Here is a 20933-nt window from a genome sequence, read left to right as displayed (position 1 = left end):
AAAAGGCAGCCTTTCCCTACCGTCCGGGAGAAGAAACACACCAGGTTTGGCGCACTGCTTTTTTGGCAAATCCGGCGAAACTGGGACACTGGAAGTCGTGACTGCGACTCCCGATGCTGCGCCCGACCGCGACACCCGATCCGCCGCACTCTTCCGACGGGCATCGAAGGTCACTCCCGGGGGTGTGAACTCTCCGGTCCGGGCGTTCGGATCGGTCGGCGGCACGCCCCGCTTCATCGCTTCAGGCTCGGGATGCACGCTCACCGATGTGGACGGAAATACCTACGTCGACCTGGTGTGTTCCTGGGGTCCGATGATTCTGGGGCACGCGCATCCCGCCGTCGTCGACGCGGTCCGCACGGCCGCTACGTCGGGCCTGTCGTTCGGCGCGCCCACGGACGGCGAGGTCGAACTCGCCGAAGAAATCGTCGCTCGAATTGCTCCCGTCGAGCAGGTACGGCTCGTCAACTCCGGCACCGAAGCGACCATGAGCGCGGTACGTCTTGCGCGTGGATTCACCGGACGGTCCAAGATTGTGAAGTTCTCCGGCTGTTATCACGGTCACGTGGACGCGTTGCTCGCGGATGCCGGATCGGGGCTCGCCACGTTCGGGCTGCCCACCTCCCCGGGTGTGACCGGGGCGCAGGCGGGCGACACGCTGGTGGTGCCCTACAACGACCTCGACGCCGTACGCGCGGCGTTCGAGGCGAATCCCGGCGAGATCGCCGCGGTCATCACCGAGGCTGCCGCCGGAAACATGGGCACGGTGCCGCCGGTGCCCGGATTCAACGAGGGACTGAAGGCGCTCACCCGTGAGCACGGCGCGCTGCTGATCATGGACGAGGTCATGACCGGATTCCGTGCGAGTGCCACGGGCTGGTACGGCATCGACGGGGTCGCCGGTGACCTGATGACGTTCGGCAAGGTGATGAGCGGCGGGTTGCCCGCCGCCGCGTTCGGCGGTCGCGCCGACGTGATGGCGCACCTCGCCCCCGCGGGTGCGGTGTACCAGGCCGGCACCCTGTCCGGTAACCCCGTGGCAGTCGCCGCCGGGCTCGCGAGCCTGCGCGCCGCCGACGCCGAGGTCTACGCCGCGCTCGACCGCAATGCCGCGACGCTCGGCCGCCTTCTCGGCGAGTCCCTGAGCGCCGAGGGCGTGCCGCACCGGATCCAGAACGCCGGCACCATGCTCAGCGTCTTCTTCACCGAGGACCCGGTCACGAATTACGACCAGGCCAAGGCTGCCCAGACCTGGCGTTTCCCCGCCTTCTTCCACGCGTTGCTCGACCATGGCGTGTACGCGCCGCCGAGTGCATTCGAGACCTGGTTCGTGTCCGCCGCCCTCGACGACGCCGCGTTCTCGCGGATCGCCGATGCCCTTCCGCACGCGGCCCGCGCAGCCGCCGCCGCGACCGCGCCCTGACCTGCCCCGTAGACGACCTGCCCGTCCTGATCCGTTCGCTCCGCCCATCACCCCGAGGAATACTCACGTGACCGAAGCCGCCCCGTCCGAGACCCGCACCATCGTGCACGTGCTCCGGCACGGTGAGGTGCACAATCCCGACGGCATCCTGTACGGCCGCCTCCCCGGATTCCAGCTGTCGGCGACCGGTGAAGCGCAAGCCCGGGCCGTTGCGGCTTCCCTCGCCGACCACGACATCGCGCACGTCGTCGCCTCGCCGCTCGAGCGTGCACAGCAGACCGCCGCGCCCATCGCGGAGAAGCACGGCCTCACCATCCGCACAGACGAGAACCTGATCGAAGCCGCCAACGACTTCGAGGGCCTCAAGGTGTCGGTGGGCGACGGTGCGCTGGGCCGGCCCCGGCACTGGTGGAAACTCCGCGACCCGTTCACCCCGTCGTGGGGCGAGCCGTACCTGCAGATCGCGCACCGCATGCTCGCCGCGGTCAACGCCGCGCGCGTCGCCGCAGCCGGTCACGAGGCCGTCTGCGTGAGCCACCAGCTCCCGGTGTGGACGCTGCGCCGCTTCCTCGAGGGCGAGCGGCTGTGGCACGACCCGCGCCACCGTCAATGCAGCCTCGCATCGCTCACCTCGCTCGTCTACGAAGGCGACACCCTGGTCGACCTCGTCTACTCCGAGCCGGCCGGTGCCTCCGACCCGAACGTGCACGGCGCATGAGAAAAGTGTTCGGGGTGGTGTGCGCGGTACTGCTGAGTGCCGGGCTGCTCACCTCGTGTGCGACCGGAGACGATGCCGTCGCGACCGGCGGTACGTTCGACTTCGTGTCGCCCGGTGGGCAGACCCGCATCTTCTACGATCCGCCTTCCGAGCGCGGCACCCTCGGTGAGCTGACCGGTGACGACCTCATGAACGAGGGCGCCACGATTTCCCTCGAGGACTTCGCGGGACAGGTCGTCGTGCTCAACGTCTGGGGCCAGTGGTGTGCACCCTGCCGTAGCGAGGCCGACGATCTCGAAGAGGTCTACGAGCAGACCAAGGATCTGGGAGTCGAGTTCCTGGGCATCAACGTCCGCGACAACCAGCGCGACAAGGCGCAGGACTTCGTCGTGTCGCAGCAGGTCGGCTACCCGTCGATCTACGACCCGTCGATGCGGTCGCTCCTGGCGCTCGGACGCAACTATCCGACGTCGGTCGTGCCCACCACCGTGGTCCTCGACCGCGACCACCGGGTCGCCGCCGTCTTCCTCACCGAACTGCTCGCAAGCGACCTGCAACCGGTCGTGGAACGCGTCGCAGCCGAAGCGGACGAGGGGTAGATCGTGAGCGGGGCAGCAGGCGCGGGAATGCTGATGTCGGGGACTGCGGAGGCGGTGCTTGCCTCCGGAGTCGGCGACACCTTCCAGAACACGGCGCTCTCCGGTCCGCTGCTGCTCGCCGTCGGCGCGTGCATGCTTGCGGGCCTCGTCTCGTTCGCCTCCCCGTGCGTTGTTCCCCTCGTCCCCGGATACCTGTCGTATCTCGCGGGCGTCGTCGGCGCCGAGGCACCGGCCGTCACCGCGGATCAGGCCGGAGCGCGCACCACCAAGGTCCGTGACGACGGCCGTCTGCGCGTCGCCGGTGCGGCCGCGCTGTTCGTCGCGGGATTCACCGTCGTCTTCGTGCTCGCGACAGCGTCGGTCTTCGGGGCGATCTCGGCGCTCGCCGTCAACAGAGAACTGCTCATGCGCATCGGCGGCGTCGTCACGATCGTCATGGGACTGGTGTTCATCGGGCTCATTCCGGCCCTGCAACGCGATACGCGTCCCGAGCCCCGGCGCATCTCGAGCCTGGCCGGTGCTCCGCTGCTGGGCGCGGTCTTCGCACTCGGCTGGACCCCGTGCCTCGGCCCCACGCTGGCCGGCGTCATCTCGCTCGCGGCCGGCACCGAAGGCACCACCGCTGCGCGCGGAGTGACCCTCATCGTGGCCTACTGCCTCGGACTCGGCCTGCCGTTCATCGTGCTCGCGCTCGGCTCCGCCAAAGCGCTGCGCGGCGTGGGCTGGTTGCGTACGCACGCGCGTACCGTGCAAATCGTCGGCGGCGTCCTGCTCATGGTCGTCGGAATCGCTCTCGTCACCGGGGCATGGGACCTGTTCGTGTCCTGGGTTCGGGACGCCTTCATCTCGGAAGTGATCTTGCCAGTATGACCGCCACAGACACGCCCGCTCCTGCCCCGCAGCGACCGCCGCGGCAGACCCCCGCCGGGAGGGCGTTCGCTCTCGTACGCAACACCTGGCGTGGCCTGACCTCCATGCGCACGGCGCTGGTGCTGTTGTTCCTGCTCGCGCTCGCCGCGATCCCGGGCGCCCTGCTGCCGCAGCGCAGTCTCAATGCGGGCAAGGTCGACGAGTACATCAGCGCCCGTCCGACCCTCGGTCCGCTCATGGACAGGCTCGAACTCTTCGACGTGTTCGGCAGCTTCTGGTTCACCGCGATCTACGTCCTGCTGTTCGTCTCTCTCGTCGGCTGCATTCTGCCGCGCTGCGTCGCGCACTACCGCGCGCTGCGCACCCCGCCGGTACCCGCGCCCCGAAACTTCGCGCGCCTGCCGCACCACGTCGAGACCACCGTGGACGACGCGCCCGACGCGGTGCTCGACCGGGTACGCGGGCAGTTGCGTGGGTGGAAGGTCGAGCGTCGGGAGGGCGGACCTCGCGCTCACGACGGCGAGCTGACCCTCTCGGCGGAGAAGGGCTACCTGCGGGAAGTGGGAAACCTGGTCTTCCACATCTCGCTCGTCGCGTTGCTCGCTGCCGTCGCGATCGGCAAGTTGCTCGGTTACGAGGGGCAGCGCATCGTGGTCGCGAACGGCGAAGAATTCTGCACGACGTCACCCGCGGCGTTCGACTCGTTCATCGCCGGCGTGAACCTCGACGGCACGGGCCTGAACCCGATGTGCCTGCGCGTCAACGATTTCTCGGCCGACTACCTCGACACCGGCCAGGCCGAGATGTTCACGTCGAACATCGAGTACCAGTACGGCGACGACCTCGCGACCGACACCTGGCGCGACGCCCAACTGAAGGTCAACCACCCACTGCGCGTCGGCAGCGACCGCGTGTACCTGCAGGGACACGGTTACGCGCCCACGTTCACCGTCACCTGGCCGAACGGCGAGACCCGCACCGAGACGCTGCAGTGGGCGCCCGAGGACGCGACGACCTTCCTCAGCAGTGGCGCGATGCGATTCGACCCGCCCGGCGACATGTTCACCGAGCAGGACGAGCGCCGGAAGAACCAGATCGCGATCGAGGGTCTGTTCGCCCCGACGGCCTCCTTCCACGGGACGCTGTTGTCGTCGGTGTTTCCCGCGATGCTCGACCCCGCGGTCGCGATCGACGTCTACAAGGGTGAAGCCGGCCTCGACACGGGCAGTCCCCAGTCGTTGTTCTCGCTCAACAAGGAACTGATCAACCAGGGCCGCCTCGTCAAGCAGGACCGCGTGAACCTCATGCCGGGGGAGAGCGTGACGCTGGCGGACGGCACGCAGGTGCGTTTCGACGGTGCCGTCGACTTCGTGAACCTGCAGGTCTCGCACGACCCGGCACAGCAGTGGGTGCTGGTCGCGGCGATCACGATGATGGCGGGTCTGCTGGTCTCCCTCGTCGTGAAACGACGCAGGGTATGGGTTCGGGTGTATCCGGCCGGTACAGTGACAGACGGTAAACGACGAACCGTAGTAGAGGTCGGTGGGCTCGCGCGCACCGATCAGGCCGGGTGGGGCGACGAGTTCGACCATCTGGTCGAGCGACTTCTCGGACAGTCCCCCACGCACGTCGGCACTTCACACGACGACATCGCCTCCGCCCCGGCGGCACAGGAGAAAAAGGCATGACACTCAACGACACCCTCGCGCAGTACAGCGACTGGGCCTTCGAGTCGGCGTTCGCGGTGCTGGTACTGGCACTGATCCTGCTGGTCGCCGAATATGCGACGCACCGCGCCGACGCTGTCGCCGAGCGCGAGCGGGTGCTCGTCGCGTCGGGCAGCAGCGTTCCGGCCGACGGACCGGGCCGGGTCACCGAGACGAACGGCCGGACGCTGTCGCAGCGCCTGGGCAACATGGGGCGCGCGCTGGTCGTGGTCGTCGCCGCTCTCCAGATCGCGTCCATCGTGTTGCGCGGATTCGCCACGGAACGGTTCCCACTCGGCAACATGTACGAGTTCGTGGCGATGGCGTGCGCCGCGGCGATCGTCTTCGGCCTGGTGATGCTCCGCAAGCCGTCCTACCGCATCATGTGGGTGTACGTGCTGGTTCCGGTGCTCATCCTCATGTTCCTCGCGGCCACCGTGCTCTACGCAGACGCCGCGCCCGTCGTGCCCGCGCTGCGGTCGTTCTGGCTCCCCATCCACGTCACGATCATCAGTGTCGGCAGCGGCATCTTCCTCGTCTCGGGTGTCGCGAGCCTGCTGTTCCTGCTGCGCATCCGTTACCCCAAGGGCGAAGCGTCGAGCGGGTTCTTCGCTGCGATGGCACAGCGTCTTCCCGATGCCCAGATCCTCGACCGGCTCGCGTACCGCACCACGATCATCGGTTTCCCGTTGTTCGGCGCCGGCATCATTCTCGGCGCGATCTGGGCCGAAGCGGCGTGGGGCCGGTTCTGGGGCTGGGACCCGAAGGAAACCGTCTCGTTCATCACCTGGGTCATCTACGCCGCGTACCTCCACGCACGCGCCACGTCGGGCTGGCGCAACACCCGCGCGGCCTGGATCAACGTCGCGGGCTTCGTCGCGATGCTGTTCAACCTGTTCATCATCAACATGGTCGTCTCGGGCCTGCACTCGTACGCCGGACTGAACTGACCCCTGCTATCGTCGCGCCGTCGCAGGCGAACAGCGGGGGGAGTAGGCGATGGGGGACGGAACGCAGGGGGACGGAACGCAGGGGGACGGAACGCAGCTACCGGGGGCCGGACAGCCGACCGCGCGAGACCTCGACGCGTCGCTCCTGGTTCGCCCGGTGGCCTCGCCGCCGCGCCGGGGATGGCGTCGTGCGGTGTTCCACGCGAGCGGTGGCCTGCTGACCATCGGTGACAGCGCACGGGAGCAACGCCGTCGCGACCTCGTCGACAGAGTGCGCACGCCGTCGCACGGGTGCTCCCGGATCGCGCTGCTGAGTCTCAAGGGCGGGGTCGGCAAAACGACCACGACGGTCACTCTCGGGTCGACCTTCGCGGCGCTTCGCGGTGACCGGGTCGTCGCTGTCGACGCGAACCCGGACCGGGGAACCCTCAGCCAGAAGATCGCCGCCGAGACCACCGCAACGGTCCGGACTCTCCTGCGTGACGAGCAGCGGCTCGATACCTACGCGGACGTCCGGGAGTACATGTCGCAGAACTCGCATCGCCTCGAAGTGCTCGCGTCGGACACCGACCCGGCGGTCTCGGAAGCGTTCAGCGGGGAGGATTACGAGCGCACTCTCGCCGTGCTCGAGCGTTTCTACAGCATCGTTCTCACGGATTGCGGAACCGGACTCATGCATTCGGCGATGCGCTCGATCCTGGGAAACGCGGACACGCTGATCGTCATCAGTTCGGGGTCGGTGGACGGCGCGCAGAGCGCATCGGCGACGCTCGACTGGCTCGAGGCGCACGGATACCGGGATCTCGTCTCGCAATCCCTCGCGGTGGTCAATGCGGTACGGCCGCGCTCGGGAAAGGTCGATCTCGACCGGCTCGTGGGACATTTCGCGCAGCGTTGCCGCGCGGTGCACGTCCTGCCGTTCGATCCGCATCTGGAAGAGGGCGCGGAGATCGATCTCGGCCGGTTGCAGGAAGGCACGCGGCGGGCATTGCTGGGCCTGGCCGCGGACGTCGCGGCCGGTTTCGCCGAGTCGGGCACGGGTTCCGGCCGCAGCCGAAAGCCGTGAATGCGTGTCTTCGTGACGTCGTTGTTCGTGACGTGGGGTCTATCTCGCAGGATCGTCGGTGCGTCCGGTGTTCCGGCGACCGGGAACCTCACTTCCCGGTATCGCCACTGTCCGGGTCGGGTCGCGCCGTGTCGTCAGGCGGACGGCGTCGTACTTCGCGGTCGACCTTCCAGAGGAACTCGGGGTCGTCGTCGGGACCGACGACCCGGGCGGGCGGCTTTCCGGAATTGGGCCCGTATGCCTTCCACAGCAAAACGGCCAGTGTCACCGCGCCGATGAGGGCCAACAGGTAGAGCACTACGCACCTCCTAGCCGTGGACGGCACCGTCGGGGGGATCCGGTGCCGGCGTCCTACGTTCCCACAGTCTATGCGCCCCGGAGTTGTGCCCGTTGGGACGGGTGTGACCGGTAACGGGTCGGGTCCGGGTGGTGGTGCGTTCACCGCAGGCGCGGGCAGCGGTCGGGTCCGCTGCGGAGCAAGCCCTGCGGAGTTTCAGCGGCGCGTGATCAGCGTGTGGCTTCGGTCGTCAGGGACCGAAGGAGCGTGAGCACTTCGGACTCGCGGAATCGACGGTGGCCGCCTGGTGTCCGGAGTGACCCCAGTCGACCTGCGTGAGCCCACCGGGTGACCGTCTTCGGGTCCACATGGAACAGGGCTGCCACCTGGCCCGGAGTGAGCAGGGATTCTTTGGCGCCGTTGAAAGTGGGTGCACTCATCTTGAAATCCTCCCGGTTGGATTGCCTTGATCGAGGTATTCGATCGTGTTGTCCAGTGACATGGTTGCACCGGAACCCCTGGTTGCTCGAACGGTCAGCCGTTGGTAAAGCGGAAGTAATAGACAAAACGGACGAGCGGCCAAGCCTCAGGGGTCGGTGTCCCGTGCCCGTACCGCGCCGACAGTTACCCTGGAAGGGTGAACGACGAACGCCGGAACGACTCCCCGGAACAAGACTCCTCCTCGGATAGCCGCTCCGAGGGCATTTCACACACAACGCCCGCGAAGGGCGCCGTGCGTGCTTCCGGCAGCACGGGCACCCTCGTTCGCGATGTGGCGCTGTACTCCCTCGCGCGGCTCGGACTCGTCGTCGTGCTCGCGCTGCTGATCATCTACGTGCCGCGTGTCTTCGGTGTGGAGATCCCGCTGCTGGTGGCCGCGCTGTTCGCAGTGCTCATCGCGCTCCCGGTCTCGCTGGTGCTGTTCAAAACGCTCCGCCGTCGCGTCAACGAGGGCATCGCTGCCGTCGACGAGCGCCGCCGGACCGATCGCGCAGATCTGGAGAACCGGCTGCGCGGTGAAGGCCGCCGGTGACCGACGTGGGTGCCGCGGTCGTCGACCGCAGCGAGCCGCGTGACTGGGTCGACAATGCCGTCCGGCTGATCGAAGCGGACGCGCAGCGGAGTGCCGACACCCATCTGCTCCGCTACCCTCTTCCCCCCGAATGGGGCGTGCAGCTGTATCTCAAGGACGAGTCGACGCACATCACCGGCAGTCTCAAGCACCGTCTCGCACGGTCGCTGTTCCTGTACGGCCTGTGCAACGGGTGGATCACCCGGGACACCCCGATCGTCGAGGCGTCGTCCGGGTCCACCGCGGTCAGCGAGGCGTATTTCGCGAAGCTTCTCGGTCTCACTTTCGTCGCGGTCGTGCCGCGCACGACGTCCCCGGCCAAGGTCGCGCTGATCGAGGCGCACGGTGGCCGCTGCCACTACACCGACCGGCCGTCCGAGATGTACAGCGAGGCACGACGTCTCGCCGACGAACTCGGTGGGTGCTTCATGGACCAGTTCACGAACGCCGAGCGGGTGACCGACTGGCGCGGGAACAACAACATCGCCGAGAGCATCTACTCCCAGATGCGGCTCGAGCAGCACCCGGTGCCGGACTGGATCGTGGTCGGCGCCGGCACCGGAGGAACGAGCGCGACGCTGGGTCGCTTCATCCGGTATCGCCGTCACCGGACCCGTCTCGCGGTGGTCGACCCGGAGAACTCGGCGTTCTTCGGCGGCTACGAGAGCGGTTCGGCCGACTACACCACCGGAATGCCGTCCCGTATCGAGGGGATCGGCCGGCCGCGGGTGGAACCGTCGTTCGTCCCGGAGGTCGTGGACCGCATGATCCGGGTTCCGGACGCGGCGTCGATCGCCGCGATGCGGCATGCGGGCGAGGCGCTCGGCCGGCGCGTCGGCGGGTCGACGGGGACCAATCTGTGGGGTGCCTTCGGGCTGGTCGCGGACATGCTCGCCGACGGCCGCCGGGGGAGCGTGGTGACGCTGCTGTGCGACGGCGGCGAGCGGTACAGCGACACGTACTTCTCCGACGACTGGCTCGTGGCCGAGTCGATCGACCTGGCGGAGTCGACGGCTGTGCTCGAGAAGTTCGCAGCCACCGGACTGTGGAGTCCCGGCATACCCGACTGACCCACTGTCGAGGGTCTCAGTTTGTCAACATCTATTGACGTCGCCACAGTTGTCAACCTACATTGACAGTATGACCGACACCACCGACCTGGCGGCATCTGCCGCGAGCCCCGACCCGGCAGTGGGCCTTCGCGCGGTCCGCGCGCTCCGGCGACTGCTCGAGCGACTCGAGACGGTCCAGGTGGAGAACGCGAGGAATCAGGGCTGGTCCTGGCAGGCCATCGCCGACGAACTCGAAGTGAGCAGACAGGCCGTCCACCAGAAGCACAACCGGAAGCGCAGGTGATCGTCGTGTTCGAAAAGTTCGCAGACAGTGCCCGGTCCGCGGTGGTCGCCGCGCAATCCGAGGCGAAACGACTCGAGGCTCAACGGATTCACCCGTCGCACCTGCTGCTCGGAGTCCTCGTCAGCGCGGACGAGCCTCTGCGCGACCTGCTCGCCGACGCGGATCTCACGGTCGACGGTCTCCGCGACGACTGCGCCGCACAGGCACCCGGCGATGCGCTCGGTGCCGACGACGCTGCCGCACTCGACGCGATCGGCATCGACCTGGACGCGGTGAAATCGCGGCTCGAGGAGACGTTCGGCGAAGGTGTTCTCGACCGCGATCCTTCTGGAACGGGCGATGCAGGACGCGGGAATCTGTGGGGGCGGTTCGGCCACATCCCATTCGACAGGGGGGCCAAGAAGGTGCTCGAACTGTCTCTCCGAGAGGCGATCGCCCGGCACGAACGGGTCATTCGTGCCGAACACCTCCTGCTCGGTGTGCTCCGGTGCGGCGACCCGTCGGCCACCGCGCTGGTCGAGGCGCACGTACACCGCGACGAACTGCGACGACGCCTCGTCGAGCACCTCGACGAGGCCGCCTGAAACCTCTGCGACTCCGTGGCAGGCGATGTGCCACAGTGACTGCATGATTTCACTTGTACTGCGGTTGATCATCAACGCCATCGGCCTGTGGCTTGCCGCTCAATTGGTGTCCGGCATCAGTGTCACGGAACCCGGAGGCGCGTCCCAGACCGACCTCGGGACGATCATCACGCTGGTCGTGCTCGCGGTGATCTTCACCGCGGTGAACGCACTGGTCAAGCCGATCGTGAAGATGCTGTCGCTGCCCTTGGTCATCCTGACCCTCGGGCTGTTCACCCTCGTCGTCAACGCGCTGATGCTCTGGCTGACCGCATGGCTCAGCGGATTCACCGACTACGGACTGACCATCGCCGGATTCTGGTCCGCCTTCTGGGGCGCGATCATCATCTCGCTCGTCAACTTCGTTCTCGGCCTGGCCGTACCCGACCGCGACTGACGGTGCCCGTTCCGGGCGGCAGTTCTGCCGCCCGGAACGACGACTCAGCCGAAGGCCAGTGCCAGACCTGTCGCGGCCGCCCACACCAGCATCGCCAGCCCCGAGTCGCGCAGTGCCGGAACGAGAGCGAGCCCCGAGGCTCCGGACCGGACCGGCGCGTTCGCGCGCACGGCGAACGGGGCCGCGAGCAACCCGGCCGCCGCCCACGGCGTCGCCGCGACGAGCGCCACCGACAACACGAACGGCACCGTGACGAGAACGAGGTGCAGGATTCGGGTCCGGCGGTCGCCCAGACGGACCGCGAGGGTGCGTTTTCCGGTGACGGTATCGGTCGGGATGTCGCGGAGATTGTTCGACACCAGGACGGCGCTCGAGAACGATCCGACGGCCACCGCGCACGCGAGTCCTGCCCAGTCGACGCGGCCCGCCTGCACGAATTGCGTACCCAGCACCGCAACGAGACCGAAGAACACGAACACGGCAACTTCGCCGAGACCGTTGTAGCCGTACGGGGTGCGGCCGCCGGTGTAGAACCACGCGCCCGCGATGCACAGCGCCCCGACGACGATCAGCCACCATGCACTCGTCAGCGCCAGTGCGATGCCGGCTACCGCGCCGATTCCGAAGCAGACGAACGCCGCACGTTTGACCAGCGCGGGGGCGACGAGCCCCGACCCGACGAGTCGCACCGGGCCGACACGGTCGTCGTCCGTCCCGCGCACACCGTCGGAGTAGTCGTTCGCGAAGTTGACGCCGATCACGAATGCGAGTGCCACGACGAGCGCGAGGAGGGCCTTCCACCACACCGCCTCACCGAGCGCTGCGGCCGCCCCCGTGCCTGCAAGGACGGGAGCGATCGCGTTGGGGAGTGTGCGCGGACGTGCGCCTTCGATCCAGTGACCAGCGGTTGCCATGCTTCGATCTTCGCACCTTCGCGACGCCGGTTCTCACGCCCCGTCGCGCGGCTGCGAAGGGCGCTACGAAAACCGGGCGACGAGCGCGCGACGATCGACCTTGCCCGGACCCCGCACGGGCAGCGACTCGACGACGTGCAGTTCCCGCGGCGCCGCGGTGATGTCGAGTGACGCCGCGGTGTGTGCGCGCAGTGCGTCCAGGGTGGGAACCGCACCGTCCGCGGCGACGACGATCGCGGTCACCCGCTGTCCGAGCCGCTCGTCGGGGAGACCGATGACCGCAACCTCCCGCACCGAAGGATGTTCGGTCAGCACGGCTTCGACGACCTGCGGCACGACGGTGAGCCCACCGGTCGAGATGGCCTCGTCGAGCCGGCCGAGCACCCGGAGCACTCCGCCGTCGAGCACTCCCGCGTCGTCCGTCCGGAACCATCCCGCCTCCGCGAAGGCGGGATGGTCGGGCAGCCCGCGATAGCCGGACGCGAGGGTCGCGCCGCCGAGCCAGACCCGCGAATCCTCACCGACACGCACCCGCACGCCGGGGAGAGCGACACCGTCGTACACGCAGCCGCCGCACGTCTCACTCATCCCGTACGTCCGCACGACCTTCAGTCCGGCGTCGGCTGCACGCCGCAGCACCGAGGCGGGGGCGGCGGCGCCGCCGAGCAGGATCGAGTCGAGTTCCGCGAGGGCTGCCCGCGCACCGGGATGGTCGAGAGCCTTGATCAGCTGGGTCGGAACGAGTGAGGTGTAGCGCCGCGGACCGGACATCGCCGCGACCGCCTCGGGAAGCCGCCCCGGATCGAACCCGTGCGAGACGTCGACGACGGACGGCTCGGTTTCCGACAGCACGCTGCGGAGCAGTACCTGCATGCCCGCGATGTGATGCGCGGGTAGGGCCAGCAACCACGAGCCGGGACCACCGAGGCGGTCGTAGGTCGCCTCGCCGCTCGCACGCAATGCGGCCGCGGTGAGTTGAGCGCCCTTCGGCACTCCCGTCGTGCCCGACGTGGCCACCACGAGACCGATCCGCTCGTCGATCGGATCGCCGGGCCGGAGCGCGTCGGTGAGCCGCCGGGTCTCGCGTGCGTCTCCGGCGGGAACCGGCAGCAGCGGGGGAGCGCTTCCGTCGAGAAGCCGTTGCAGAGTCGGGACAAGAGCGCGGACGGCATCCCCCGAGGGGACGGCGAGCGTGGTCAGCAGGGCGGTCATGCGCGGGAGGCGGTCACAGGTCGTGGTCCGTCCGGTCCCAGTTGCCGGTGCCCAGGTGCCGGTGCACCCGATCGATGTCGCGGTCGGACGGCATCTCGTTCGTGATCTTGGTGATGAGAACGGCGATGTCCGTCTTGTCGATCGGGAGATCCCCGTCGTCGACGAGCCTGCCGGCCACCTGATCGACCTCTTCCTCGGACAGCCGGCGGGACAGCAGCGCGAAAAGCGGCACGTAGTCCTGCTCGGGAACCCCGTCCGGGTAGCCCGCACGGAGCCACTCCACGATGGAGGTGAGGATCGGCGGAAGAATCATCTGGACCTGCTCGGCACGCGGCCGCACAGCACACGGGACCGGACACGATGTGTGAGGACCGGGTTCGAGGTCACTGCACTCCTTCCAGCCGAAACCTGCGATGCGGGAACGCGATGTCGGAAACTCGGTGTCGGAAAACGCGATGTCGGGAAAACGCGATGTCAGAAAACGTGGATACCGAAGGTGCCCGACAAGAAGTCTGCGGTCAGGAGCAGGATTCCGCAGAGTACCGCGATGGCGACGACAGCGAAACACACGACCGCTCCGGCGACGCCGAGGGGCTGCAGTGCGCTCTCGCTCGACGAACGACCCGCGTGCAGGGAGCGGACGCCGAGTGCGAAGAGCGAGGGCAGACCGGCTCCGAGGAACAAGCCGACGAGCACGACCTGCCACAGGGAATCCAAGGTGTGGGTCAGCAGATTCACGGGCGGCCTTCCTGGACGACGGGTTCAGGGGTGGTTGCGGCGGGGACCAGCGACCCGTCCCATTCTGCCGTCACGTTGGAGGCATCGACCGGCTCCTTGCGCGACCGCAGCCACATGAAGAGCGACAGTCCGCACAGGAGGGTGAAGACGAACAGGACGCCTCCCAGGCCCCCGATCATGTGTGCGAGCGCCCAGCACAGTGCACCGACGAGCGCGGCGCTCGGAAGCGTGATCAGCCATGCGACGACCATGCGGCCGGCGACACCCCAGCGCACTTCGGCGCCCTTGGTGCCGAGTCCGGTGCCGAGGATCGAGCCGGTCGCGACGTGCGTGGTGGACAGTGGAAGCCCGAAGTGGCTCGAGGTCAGAATGATTGCCGCAGACGACGACTCCGCGGCAAGTCCCTGGGTCGGCGCGATCTCGACGAGGCCCTTGCCGAGGGTCCGGATGATGCGCCAGCCGCCGAGGTAGGTGCCCAGTGCGATGGCGACCGCGCAGGCGAACTTCACCCAGAACGGCATCTCGGTGTCCGCGGTGATGCTGCCGTGAGCGACGAGGGCCAGGAAGATCACGCCCATCGTCTTCTGGGCGTCGTTGGTGCCGTGCGCCAGCGAGAGGAGCGACGCGGTGCCGATCTGACCCAGCCGGAATCCGCGGTCGCGACGCTCTTCGGAGATGTCGCGGGTCAGGCGGCGCATCGACCACGTGCCGACGGTGGCGACGAGGGCTGCGATGACGGGAGCGAGCAGAGCGGGCAGGAGCACCTTGCCGAGAACGCCGTCCCACACCACGCCGTTGACGCCGATGGAGGCGAGCGCCGCACCCACCAGGCCGCCGAACAGGGCGTGCGAGGAACTGGACGGAAGGCCGAACAGCCACGTCGCGATGTTCCACAGGATGCCGCCGACAAGGCCGGCGAAGACGATCAGCAGAAGGTCCTCACCGCCGACGGTACCGAGGTCGACGACGCCTTTGGCGACGGTGGCCGCGACTTCGACGGAGAGGAACGCACCGATCAGATTGAGGACCGCCGACAGTGCGACGGCCGCCTTCGGCTTCAACGCTCCGGTGGCGATGGACGTGGCCATTGCGTTGCCGGTGTCGTGGAAGCCGTTCGTGAAATCGAATGCGAGGGCAGTGACGACCACTACCAGTAGGACAACGAACTCTGCGGTCACGTCTTCCCATTCTGGGGTAGCGGACAGGGGAAAGTACAGCGACGCTCAGGTGAACGCGGACACCCTGCAAGCCTCCACGTGCAGGGAGCGGCGCCGCCGGTTCCCCGGTGTGGTGAAGATCACTTGCCGGAGGGGTTTGACCGGCCGGTTGAGGGGGTCCGGCTGTCGCGCCGGAGCGGATGATCGTCAGGGATCTGCACGAGCACGATGGGGACTCCGTCCGGATCCGCGACCCACAACTCGTGCAGGCCCCACGGCTCCTGCCGCGCTTCACGCACGATCGGCACCCCGGCGAGGGCGAGTTCGGCCTCGCACTCGTACACGTCGCGGACCTGGAGCCACAGCGCACCCTGGAACGTCTGGTCCGCATCTCCGCGTCCGTGGGCGGCGATCTCGATCAGCGACTGACCGGCGAAGTAGACAGTGCCGGCGGGGTACTCCCGCGCGATCGCGAGACGGAGTTTCCCGCCGTAGAACTCCAGCGCCGCCTCGTAGTCGCGAGGCCGCAGGATCGTGCGACTGCTCAGTATCTCCACGTCGAGGCCTTCCGGTGATGGTGCTTCGTCTTCGCCGATCGGGATCGTGCGCGACCGCCTCCGCCGATCGTACGGCCGGCCCGCCGGGACCAACTGTCGGCCGCGGCCCGGAGTGTGCCCGACGGCACACCTTTCGGCGGTAACGCGGGGGGCGTGTTTGGCGAACCGACAAACGGGACATCATGTCCGGCAGGTGCAGCGCAGTGCCTACACGGCTCGGCAGAGCAAGCCGCACGCCACGACCGTTACCGGGACGACCCCAGGAGAACAGCCATGAAGACCGATTACGACGCCCCCCGCACCACCGACGTCCTCGGTGCCGAAACTGCTCTGGACGAACTTGCGCTGACGCCGACCCAGAAGGCCGACGCGGACGAGGCCGAGATCCTCGAGTCGCTGGATCTGCCCGGAGCCGACCTGTCGGGCGAGGAACTGACCGTCCGCGTCCTGCCCAAGCAGTCCGACGAGTTCACCTGCATGAGCTGCTTCCTCGTCCAGCACTACAGCCGGAAGGCTTCCGGCTCCGGCGAGTACTGCCGCGATTGCGCTTGACCGCGTAACGCTCCCCGGCAACGAACGCGAGGCGGGCACTTCCCGAACAGGGAGTGCCCGCCTCGCGTCTTGCTACCTGGTCCGGCCGTCCTTGCGGCTTCCCGCTCGGAACCGCTTTCGCCGAAGGGCGAGCTCAGTCGGCGTCGTTCTCGAGGGTTCCGGCGCGATGCTCGACAGGTGAGTCAGGGCGCACGCCCATCGCCCATCGCGGCGGACGAAGACGCTGGAGGAGCGCTCGTGCTCGCGGAACGGCCGGCCTCGGTACGCCCCGGCAGAGACGCCCCGAGCCACGACGATCGCGCTGTCCCCGAGGACACGGATGATGGGATCCTCAGTGGTCATTGTGTCGTGCGTCAGATCGCCCGAGGCTATGAGCTCCAGGAACCGCTCGCGGCCGTCGATGCTGCCGTCAGGCCCGACGATGATCCAGTCGTCGGTCATGAAGCTGCCGATCGCCTGGCTGTCGTTGTCGACCATCGATTCGTCCCAGGCGCGGACCATCTCGATGAGCTCCGTGTGCTCCCTGGACTCCACTCGGACAGTATCGCCGTTCCGCTGGATGCCCGGCAAGCACTGCGCCGCGCCCGAGTGATCTAGTAGTACCAGGGGTACGGGGACCAGTCCGGGTCCCGCTTCTCGAGGAAGCTGTCCCGGCCTTCGACGGCCTCGTCCGTCATGTACGCCAGGCGGGTGGCCTCCCCCGCGAACAGTTGCTGGCCGACCAGGCCGTCGTCGGAGAGGTTGAACGCGTACTTGAGCATGCGCTGTGCCTGCGGCGACTTGCCGTTGATCTTCTCGGCCCATTCCAGCGCGACGTTTTCGAGTTCGTCGTGCGCGACGACCCGGTTCACCGCGCCCATGTGATGCATGTCGTCGGCGGAGTAGGTGTCGCCGAGGAAGAAGATCTCGCGGGCGAACTTCTGTCCCACCATCTTCGCGAGATACGCGCTGCCGTAGCCGCCGTCGAAGCTGCCGACGTCGGCGTCCGTCTGCTTGAAGCGGGCGTGCTCGCGCGATGCCAGGGTCAGGTCGCACGTCACGTGCAGGCTGTGGCCACCGCCCGCGGCCCAGCCGTTGACGAGCGCGATCACGACCTTGGGCATGAACCGGATCAGGCGCTGCACCTCGAGGATGTGGAGCCGGCCCGCGCGGGCCTTGTCCACCGTGTCCGCGGTGTCGCCGCTCGCGTACTGGTATCCGCTGCGCCCACGGATGCGCTGGTCCCCGCCGGAGCAGAACGCCCATCCACCGTCCTTGGGGCTCGGGCCGTTGCCGGTCAGCAGCACGACGCCCACATCCGACGTCATCCGCGCGTGATCGAGTGCGCGGTAGAGCTCGTCGACGGTGTGCGGCCGGAAGGCGTTGCGCACCTCCGGCCTGTCGAACGCGACACGGACCGTGCCCTGCGTGACATGACGGTGGTAGGTGATGTCGGTGAGGTTCTCGAACCCGGGAACCGGGCGCCACAACTGGGAATCGAAGGTCACGTCGTCACCTTAGAGCCCCGGGCCGTCGTACGACGCGACCGTGGGCCGGATAACGTGCATCACATGAGCGAGCAGACCGGCGCAGGTACCGAAGAGGTCGACGGCAACGACGTAGCCGACGACTACGAGCACCACGGAGGTTTCCCCGTCTACGAGCCGGTGAAGGCGGGCCCGAACTACGGCACCTTCATCGACACGTTCCGGCGCCTGCAGGACCTCATGGTCTCGACCCACGCCCCGGACGACGTGATCGACCGGGCGATCGCACAGACCGAAGCGCTCATCGACCTCCTCGAGCCCTACGAGGTTCCCGAGGGGCGGTCACCGGCCGGCTTCAACGTCGAGCTTCCCGGCCGCGGCAGTGCCCTGCTGCTGCCGTGGAAGATCGAGAAGTTCGGCGAGGACGGCGTCCGCGAGCGCGGCATGTTCCGCCGTTTTCACCTCGGAGGAAACGGTGCCGCCCACGGCGGGACGCTGCCGCTGCTGTTCGACGACCTGTTCGGCATGGTCATCCACGCCAACGGACGGCCCATCGCACGCACCGGATATCTCCACGTCAACTACCGCAAGATCACGCCGATCGAGACGGAACTCGTGGTCGACGGATGGGTCGACCGGGTAGAGGGCCGAAAGGCATTCTGCAAGGCCGAGCTGCGCGACCTCGACGGCAATCTCCTCGCCGATTCCGAGGCCCTGATGATCCAGCTTCTGCCCGGCCAGCAGTGATCGATCCGGCCCTGCCGTCCGCCGACGAGCTCCTCGCGAGCGCCGTCGTCGTGTCGCTGCCCATGCGGGTCCGCTTCCGGGGCATCACCCGGCGTGAGGTGCTGCTGGTGCGCGGACCCGTCGGCTGGGGTGAGTTCGGGGCGTTCCCGGAATACGAAGACGACGAGGCCGCGCACTGGCTCCGTTCGGCGATCGAATCCGCATGGGTCGGTCATCCTCCGGCGGTCCGGTCCGTGGTCCCGGTCAACGCGACAGTGCCGGCCGTCGATCCGGACCGCGTTCCCGAGGTGCTCGCGCGGTTCCCCGGCGCCGACACGGCGAAGGTGAAAGTCGCCGAACCGGGCCAGGATCTCGCGCAGGATCTTGCTCGGGTCCGGGCGGTCCGTGAACTGGTGCCGCGCGTTCGCGTGGACGCCAACGGCGGCTGGACGGTCGACGAGGCCGTCACCGCGCTGACCGCGCTCACCGTCGATGCGCCGCTCGAATACGCGGAACAGCCCTGCGCGACCGTGCCCGAACTGGTCGCCGTCCGGAAGCGGTTGCCCGACGTGCGTGTCGCGGCGGACGAGAGCATCCGCAGAGCCGAGGACCCGATGCGCGTCGTGCGTGCCGGTGGCGCCGATGTCGCGGTCGTCAAGGTTGCTCCGCTCGGCGGGGTGCGCAGGCTGCTGGCCCTGGCCGACGAACTCGCAGCTCACGGCGTCGAGGTGGTCGTCTCGAGCGCGCTCGATTCCGCTGTCGGAATGAGCGCCGGACTCGCCGCGGCGGGCGCGTTGCCGCAGCTGCCGTTCGCGTGCGGACTCGGTACCGGTGGCTTCTTCACCGCTGACGTCGCGACCGCGCGACGCATGTCCGGCGGCGTGCTTCCGGTCGGAGCGGTGGTCCCGGAAGCCGGGATGCTCGACGCGGTTCGGGCCGCACCGGACCGTGCCCAGTGGTGGTTCGACCGGCTGCGACGGTGCCGCGCCCTGTTGGGCTGAACGCCGAGTATGTACCTGCTACAGAGTCGTATATCGTTCCCCCAGTCCCAACAGTCACAAGTGTCACATTTACGGAGGCAGTGAAAGTGGTTGCAGCTCTGCACGATGCTCTGCTCGGACCCGACAAGTTCCCGGCGGTCAAGGCCGACGTCGAAGCTCTGATCGATGCCGAGGTGTCGGACAAGAAGGGTGCATCGGGCCTCGCCCTCAAGGGCGGCTACGCCGCAGTGAAGAAGGTCGGACCGTCGGTCGTGCCCGGCGCGATCGAGAGCCTGCTCCCCGACTTCGTCGAGCGGCTCCAGCCGTTCTGGATCGAGTACGCCGGTGCCGGTTCGTTCGCCGACTTCCTCGTTGCTCGCGGTGACGCGGTCGCGGACGCGCTGCTCGGAGTGACCGACGACAAGATTGCCGGCTCGGACAAGACCGCTGTGAAGAGGGTCTACGACTCGCTGCGTCCGTCGGCCAAGAAGCACGTCATCGAGGCTCTGCCCCGTCTGGGCGACCTCGTCCAGAAGCACGCGGGCTGATCCGATACTGCGGATCGATCCGACGAACGTCGCGGTGACCACCGGCTCCGGCCGGTCGGCACCGCGACGTTCTGCTTTCGTCGCAGGGTTCTCCCGAGGGAGACCTCAGTAGACGGGCTCGCCGTACTTCCAATAACCCGTGAACGTCACTGCCGACCTGTCCCAGCCGCGCTCGCGCACGAGGTGACGTCGCACCCCGGTCGCGAGATCGGATTCACCGGCGACGAACGCACAACCGCGTGCCGACGGGAGGGTCGCGGCTCGCACCGCTTCGACGGCGAGAACCCCCGGACGCGCCGCTCTGTCGGTGCGGATGAGGGGATGGACCCTCACGTTCGGGCCGGTCGCCAGGTGCTGCGCCGCGAGATCCTCCGGATGTGGAACCTCCACGAACACTTCCGCGACCGCCGCCGGATCAGCCGAGAGGACGGACTCGAGGATGCCCGCGACCGCCGGCAGAGCGCTCTCGTCGGCCACGAGCAACTGCCAGTGCGCGCTCGCGTCGGGGACGTAGCCGATTCCTTCGTCGAGCACACCGATTTCTTCACCGGCCGAGACGGTGTTCGCCCACGCCGACGCCGGTCCGAGGTCTCCGTGCGACGCGAAGTCGATGTCGATTTCCGCCGTGTCGCCGTACGATCCGGCGCCGGCCGCGCGGAACCGGCGGAAGGTGTAGTTCCGCAGCACGGGCCGCTCGTCGTCCGGGATCACCTGGTATTCGGGCCACCACCGGTCGTCCGTCGCCGAGGGCAGCGTGAATCCGCGCCGGCCGGGGACGGGAAAGAACATCCGGAACCAGTGGTCGAAGCCCATCGGACCGATGGTCGACACCGCATCGCCGCCGATGGTGACGCGGACGAACGTCGGACTGATCCGTGCGGTGGCGAGCACGCGAGCGCGCACGATCTCGCGTGTCGCGGGTTTGACGAACTTCGGCGCCTTGCGCGCTGCCCTGGTGCGTTCGGCCATGACCACCCTTCCGGAGCCGCCCCCTACTGAGCCGACCCTAACCTGCGGGGGCGGTGT

The 20933-nt window shown here is 68.1% G+C and carries 27 protein-coding genes; 16 read left to right on the top strand and 11 right to left on the bottom strand.

The genetic code is table 11. The features are described 5' to 3' along the window. The first annotated feature begins 97 nt into the window (after positions 1-97). From hemL to HF886_RS00610, 7 genes are all read left to right on the top strand, one after another. Entirely contained in the window at positions 98-1423 is a 1326-nt protein-coding gene (gene hemL, locus HF886_RS00640; protein WP_169619433.1) for a glutamate-1-semialdehyde 2,1-aminomutase, read from the top strand. A gap of 67 nt (positions 1424-1490) precedes the next feature. Then, the gene (locus HF886_RS00635) at positions 1491-2141 is read left to right on the top strand and encodes a histidine phosphatase family protein (RefSeq protein ID WP_169619435.1); all 651 of its coding nucleotides are present in this window, start codon (positions 1491-1493) and stop codon (positions 2139-2141) included. Continuing rightward, positions 2138-2740 (top strand): TlpA disulfide reductase family protein, encoded by a 603-nt coding sequence (locus tag HF886_RS00630; protein ID WP_169651270.1) that lies wholly within the window; start codon positions 2138-2140, stop codon positions 2738-2740. The genes HF886_RS00635 and HF886_RS00630 overlap by 4 nt, the downstream gene beginning before the upstream one ends. 27 nt (positions 2741-2767) lie before the next feature. Then, on the top strand, positions 2768-3610 hold the full coding sequence (locus HF886_RS00625; protein ID WP_169619617.1) for a cytochrome c biogenesis CcdA family protein: 843 nt from the start codon (positions 2768-2770) through the stop codon (positions 3608-3610). Further along, positions 3607-5298, top strand: coding sequence for a cytochrome c biogenesis protein ResB (locus tag HF886_RS00620; protein ID WP_169619439.1), 1692 nt, complete (start codon positions 3607-3609; stop codon positions 5296-5298). Before HF886_RS00625 ends, HF886_RS00620 begins: the two co-directional genes overlap by 4 nt. Continuing rightward, positions 5295-6266, top strand: a complete 972-nt coding sequence (gene ccsB / locus HF886_RS00615) for a c-type cytochrome biogenesis protein CcsB (RefSeq protein ID WP_169651269.1) — start codon at positions 5295-5297, stop codon at positions 6264-6266. Before HF886_RS00620 ends, ccsB begins: the two co-directional genes overlap by 4 nt. A 49-nt stretch (positions 6267-6315) precedes the next feature. After that, positions 6316-7332: a MinD/ParA family protein gene (locus HF886_RS00610; protein ID WP_169651268.1), complete on the top strand. Its 1017-nt coding sequence runs from the start codon at positions 6316-6318 to the stop codon at positions 7330-7332. Between the two features lie 88 nt (positions 7333-7420). Here HF886_RS00610 and HF886_RS00605 read toward each other — a convergent pair whose 3' ends face one another. Both HF886_RS00605 and HF886_RS00600 read right to left on the bottom strand, forming a co-directional pair. After that, positions 7421-7630 carry a hypothetical protein gene (locus HF886_RS00605; protein WP_169651267.1) on the bottom strand — a complete coding sequence of 70 codons (210 nt, stop codon included), beginning with the start codon at positions 7628-7630 and terminating at the stop codon, positions 7421-7423. Between the two features lie 209 nt (positions 7631-7839). Then, complete coding sequence (locus tag HF886_RS00600) at positions 7840-8049, bottom strand: BldC family transcriptional regulator (protein ID WP_072704338.1); 210 nt, start codon at positions 8047-8049, stop codon at positions 7840-7842. Between the two features lie 263 nt (positions 8050-8312). Between HF886_RS00600 and HF886_RS00595 the strand changes: the two genes are divergently transcribed. From HF886_RS00595 to HF886_RS00575, 5 genes are all read left to right on the top strand, one after another. Continuing rightward, the gene (locus HF886_RS00595) at positions 8313-8642 is read left to right on the top strand and encodes a DUF4229 domain-containing protein (protein ID WP_169619618.1); all 330 of its coding nucleotides are present in this window, start codon (positions 8313-8315) and stop codon (positions 8640-8642) included. Continuing rightward, complete coding sequence (locus tag HF886_RS00590) at positions 8639-9751, top strand: PLP-dependent cysteine synthase family protein (protein WP_169651266.1); 1113 nt, start codon at positions 8639-8641, stop codon at positions 9749-9751. The genes HF886_RS00595 and HF886_RS00590 overlap by 4 nt, the downstream gene beginning before the upstream one ends. A 70-nt stretch (positions 9752-9821) precedes the next feature. Continuing rightward, positions 9822-10037, top strand: a complete 216-nt coding sequence (locus tag HF886_RS00585; protein WP_169651265.1) for an HTH domain-containing protein — start codon at positions 9822-9824, stop codon at positions 10035-10037. Positions 10038-10042: 5 nt separating this feature from the next. Further along, a complete protein-coding gene (locus HF886_RS00580) occupies positions 10043-10621 on the top strand; it encodes a Clp protease N-terminal domain-containing protein (RefSeq protein ID WP_346765265.1) in 579 nt (192 codons plus the stop codon). A gap of 43 nt (positions 10622-10664) precedes the next feature. Continuing rightward, positions 10665-11057, top strand: coding sequence for a phage holin family protein (locus HF886_RS00575; RefSeq protein WP_169619454.1), 393 nt, complete (start codon positions 10665-10667; stop codon positions 11055-11057). Between the two features lie 44 nt (positions 11058-11101). Here the strand turns inward: HF886_RS00575 and HF886_RS00570 are convergent, their stop codons facing one another. From HF886_RS00570 to HF886_RS00545, 6 genes are all read right to left on the bottom strand, one after another. Further along, a complete protein-coding gene (locus HF886_RS00570) occupies positions 11102-11971 on the bottom strand; it encodes a 1,4-dihydroxy-2-naphthoate polyprenyltransferase (RefSeq protein WP_169619456.1) in 870 nt (289 codons plus the stop codon). A 63-nt stretch (positions 11972-12034) separates the two neighbouring features. Continuing rightward, positions 12035-13183, bottom strand: a complete 1149-nt coding sequence (menE, locus tag HF886_RS00565) for an o-succinylbenzoate--CoA ligase (RefSeq protein ID WP_169651263.1) — start codon at positions 13181-13183, stop codon at positions 12035-12037. Between the two features lie 13 nt (positions 13184-13196). Then, positions 13197-13496 (bottom strand): DUF3349 domain-containing protein, encoded by a 300-nt coding sequence (locus HF886_RS00560; protein WP_169619460.1) that lies wholly within the window; start codon positions 13494-13496, stop codon positions 13197-13199. Between the two features lie 161 nt (positions 13497-13657). Then, complete coding sequence (locus HF886_RS00555; protein WP_169619462.1) at positions 13658-13921, bottom strand: hypothetical protein; 264 nt, start codon at positions 13919-13921, stop codon at positions 13658-13660. Next, positions 13918-15099, bottom strand: coding sequence for an inorganic phosphate transporter (locus HF886_RS00550; protein WP_169619464.1), 1182 nt, complete (start codon positions 15097-15099; stop codon positions 13918-13920). Before HF886_RS00550 ends, HF886_RS00555 begins: the two co-directional genes overlap by 4 nt. Positions 15100-15218: 119 nt before the next feature. Continuing rightward, positions 15219-15635, bottom strand: a complete 417-nt coding sequence (locus HF886_RS00545; RefSeq protein ID WP_169651262.1) for a VOC family protein — start codon at positions 15633-15635, stop codon at positions 15219-15221. 273 nt (positions 15636-15908) lie between these two features. Between HF886_RS00545 and HF886_RS00540 the strand changes: the two genes are divergently transcribed. Continuing rightward, entirely contained in the window at positions 15909-16187 is a 279-nt protein-coding gene (locus HF886_RS00540; protein ID WP_169619468.1) for a DUF4193 domain-containing protein, read from the top strand. Between the two features lie 72 nt (positions 16188-16259). On the opposite strand, the gene HF886_RS00535 is transcribed toward HF886_RS00540, so the two are convergent. Next, positions 16260-16721, bottom strand: a complete 462-nt coding sequence (locus HF886_RS00535; RefSeq protein WP_169619470.1) for a nuclear transport factor 2 family protein — start codon at positions 16719-16721, stop codon at positions 16260-16262. Positions 16722-16780: 59 nt separating this feature from the next. After that, entirely contained in the window at positions 16781-17674 is an 894-nt protein-coding gene (locus HF886_RS00530; RefSeq protein WP_169619472.1) for a 1,4-dihydroxy-2-naphthoyl-CoA synthase, read from the bottom strand. A gap of 63 nt (positions 17675-17737) precedes the next feature. Between HF886_RS00530 and HF886_RS00525 the strand changes: the two genes are divergently transcribed. The 3 genes from HF886_RS00525 (at position 17738) to HF886_RS00515 (ending at position 19907) form a co-directional block, all read left to right on the top strand. After that, positions 17738-18400 carry a PaaI family thioesterase gene (locus HF886_RS00525; RefSeq protein WP_169619475.1) on the top strand — a complete coding sequence of 221 codons (663 nt, stop codon included), beginning with the start codon at positions 17738-17740 and terminating at the stop codon, positions 18398-18400. Beyond that, on the top strand, positions 18397-19380 hold the full coding sequence (locus HF886_RS00520; RefSeq protein WP_169618854.1) for an o-succinylbenzoate synthase: 984 nt from the start codon (positions 18397-18399) through the stop codon (positions 19378-19380). The genes HF886_RS00525 and HF886_RS00520 overlap by 4 nt, the downstream gene beginning before the upstream one ends. 86 nt (positions 19381-19466) lie before the next feature. Then, positions 19467-19907: a hypothetical protein gene (locus tag HF886_RS00515; protein ID WP_169619619.1), complete on the top strand. Its 441-nt coding sequence runs from the start codon at positions 19467-19469 to the stop codon at positions 19905-19907. Between the two features lie 105 nt (positions 19908-20012). Here HF886_RS00515 and HF886_RS00510 read toward each other — a convergent pair whose 3' ends face one another. After that, entirely contained in the window at positions 20013-20876 is an 864-nt protein-coding gene (locus tag HF886_RS00510; protein ID WP_169651261.1) for a siderophore-interacting protein, read from the bottom strand. Positions 20877-20933 lie beyond the last annotated feature (57 nt).

The sequence above is a fragment of the Rhodococcus sp. 105337 genome (assembly GCF_012844225.1).
In the GTDB taxonomy this organism is placed as follows: Bacteria; Actinomycetota; Actinomycetes; order Mycobacteriales; family Mycobacteriaceae; genus Rhodococcus.
Note: the sequence above shows the minus strand (reverse complement) of the source record. Positions and strands in the feature narration are given on the sequence as shown.

Coding starts and splice junctions, on each gene's coding strand:
- HF886_RS00630 (WP_169651270.1), top strand. CDS start 2,138: ATGAGAAAAGTGTTCGGGGTGGTGTGCGCGGTACTGCTGAGTGCCGGG.
- HF886_RS00625 (WP_169619617.1), top strand. CDS start 2,768: ATGCTGATGTCGGGGACTGCGGAGGCGGTGCTTGCCTCCGGAGTCGGC.
- HF886_RS00620 (WP_169619439.1), top strand. CDS start 3,607: ATGACCGCCACAGACACGCCCGCTCCTGCCCCGCAGCGACCGCCGCGG.
- ccsB (WP_169651269.1), top strand. CDS start 5,295: ATGACACTCAACGACACCCTCGCGCAGTACAGCGACTGGGCCTTCGAG.
- HF886_RS00610 (WP_169651268.1), top strand. CDS start 6,316: ATGGGGGACGGAACGCAGGGGGACGGAACGCAGGGGGACGGAACGCAG.
- HF886_RS00600 (WP_072704338.1), bottom strand. CDS start 8,049: ATGAGTGCACCCACTTTCAACGGCGCCAAAGAATCCCTGCTCACTCCG.
- HF886_RS00585 (WP_169651265.1), top strand. CDS start 9,822: ATGACCGACACCACCGACCTGGCGGCATCTGCCGCGAGCCCCGACCCG.
- HF886_RS00575 (WP_169619454.1), top strand. CDS start 10,665: ATGATTTCACTTGTACTGCGGTTGATCATCAACGCCATCGGCCTGTGG.
- HF886_RS00570 (WP_169619456.1), bottom strand. CDS start 11,971: ATGGCAACCGCTGGTCACTGGATCGAAGGCGCACGTCCGCGCACACTC.
- menE (WP_169651263.1), bottom strand. CDS start 13,183: ATGACCGCCCTGCTGACCACGCTCGCCGTCCCCTCGGGGGATGCCGTC.
- HF886_RS00560 (WP_169619460.1), bottom strand. CDS start 13,496: ATGATTCTTCCGCCGATCCTCACCTCCATCGTGGAGTGGCTCCGTGCG.
- HF886_RS00540 (WP_169619468.1), top strand. CDS start 15,909: ATGAAGACCGATTACGACGCCCCCCGCACCACCGACGTCCTCGGTGCC.
- HF886_RS00525 (WP_169619475.1), top strand. CDS start 17,738: ATGAGCGAGCAGACCGGCGCAGGTACCGAAGAGGTCGACGGCAACGAC.
- HF886_RS00510 (WP_169651261.1), bottom strand. CDS start 20,876: ATGGCCGAACGCACCAGGGCAGCGCGCAAGGCGCCGAAGTTCGTCAAA.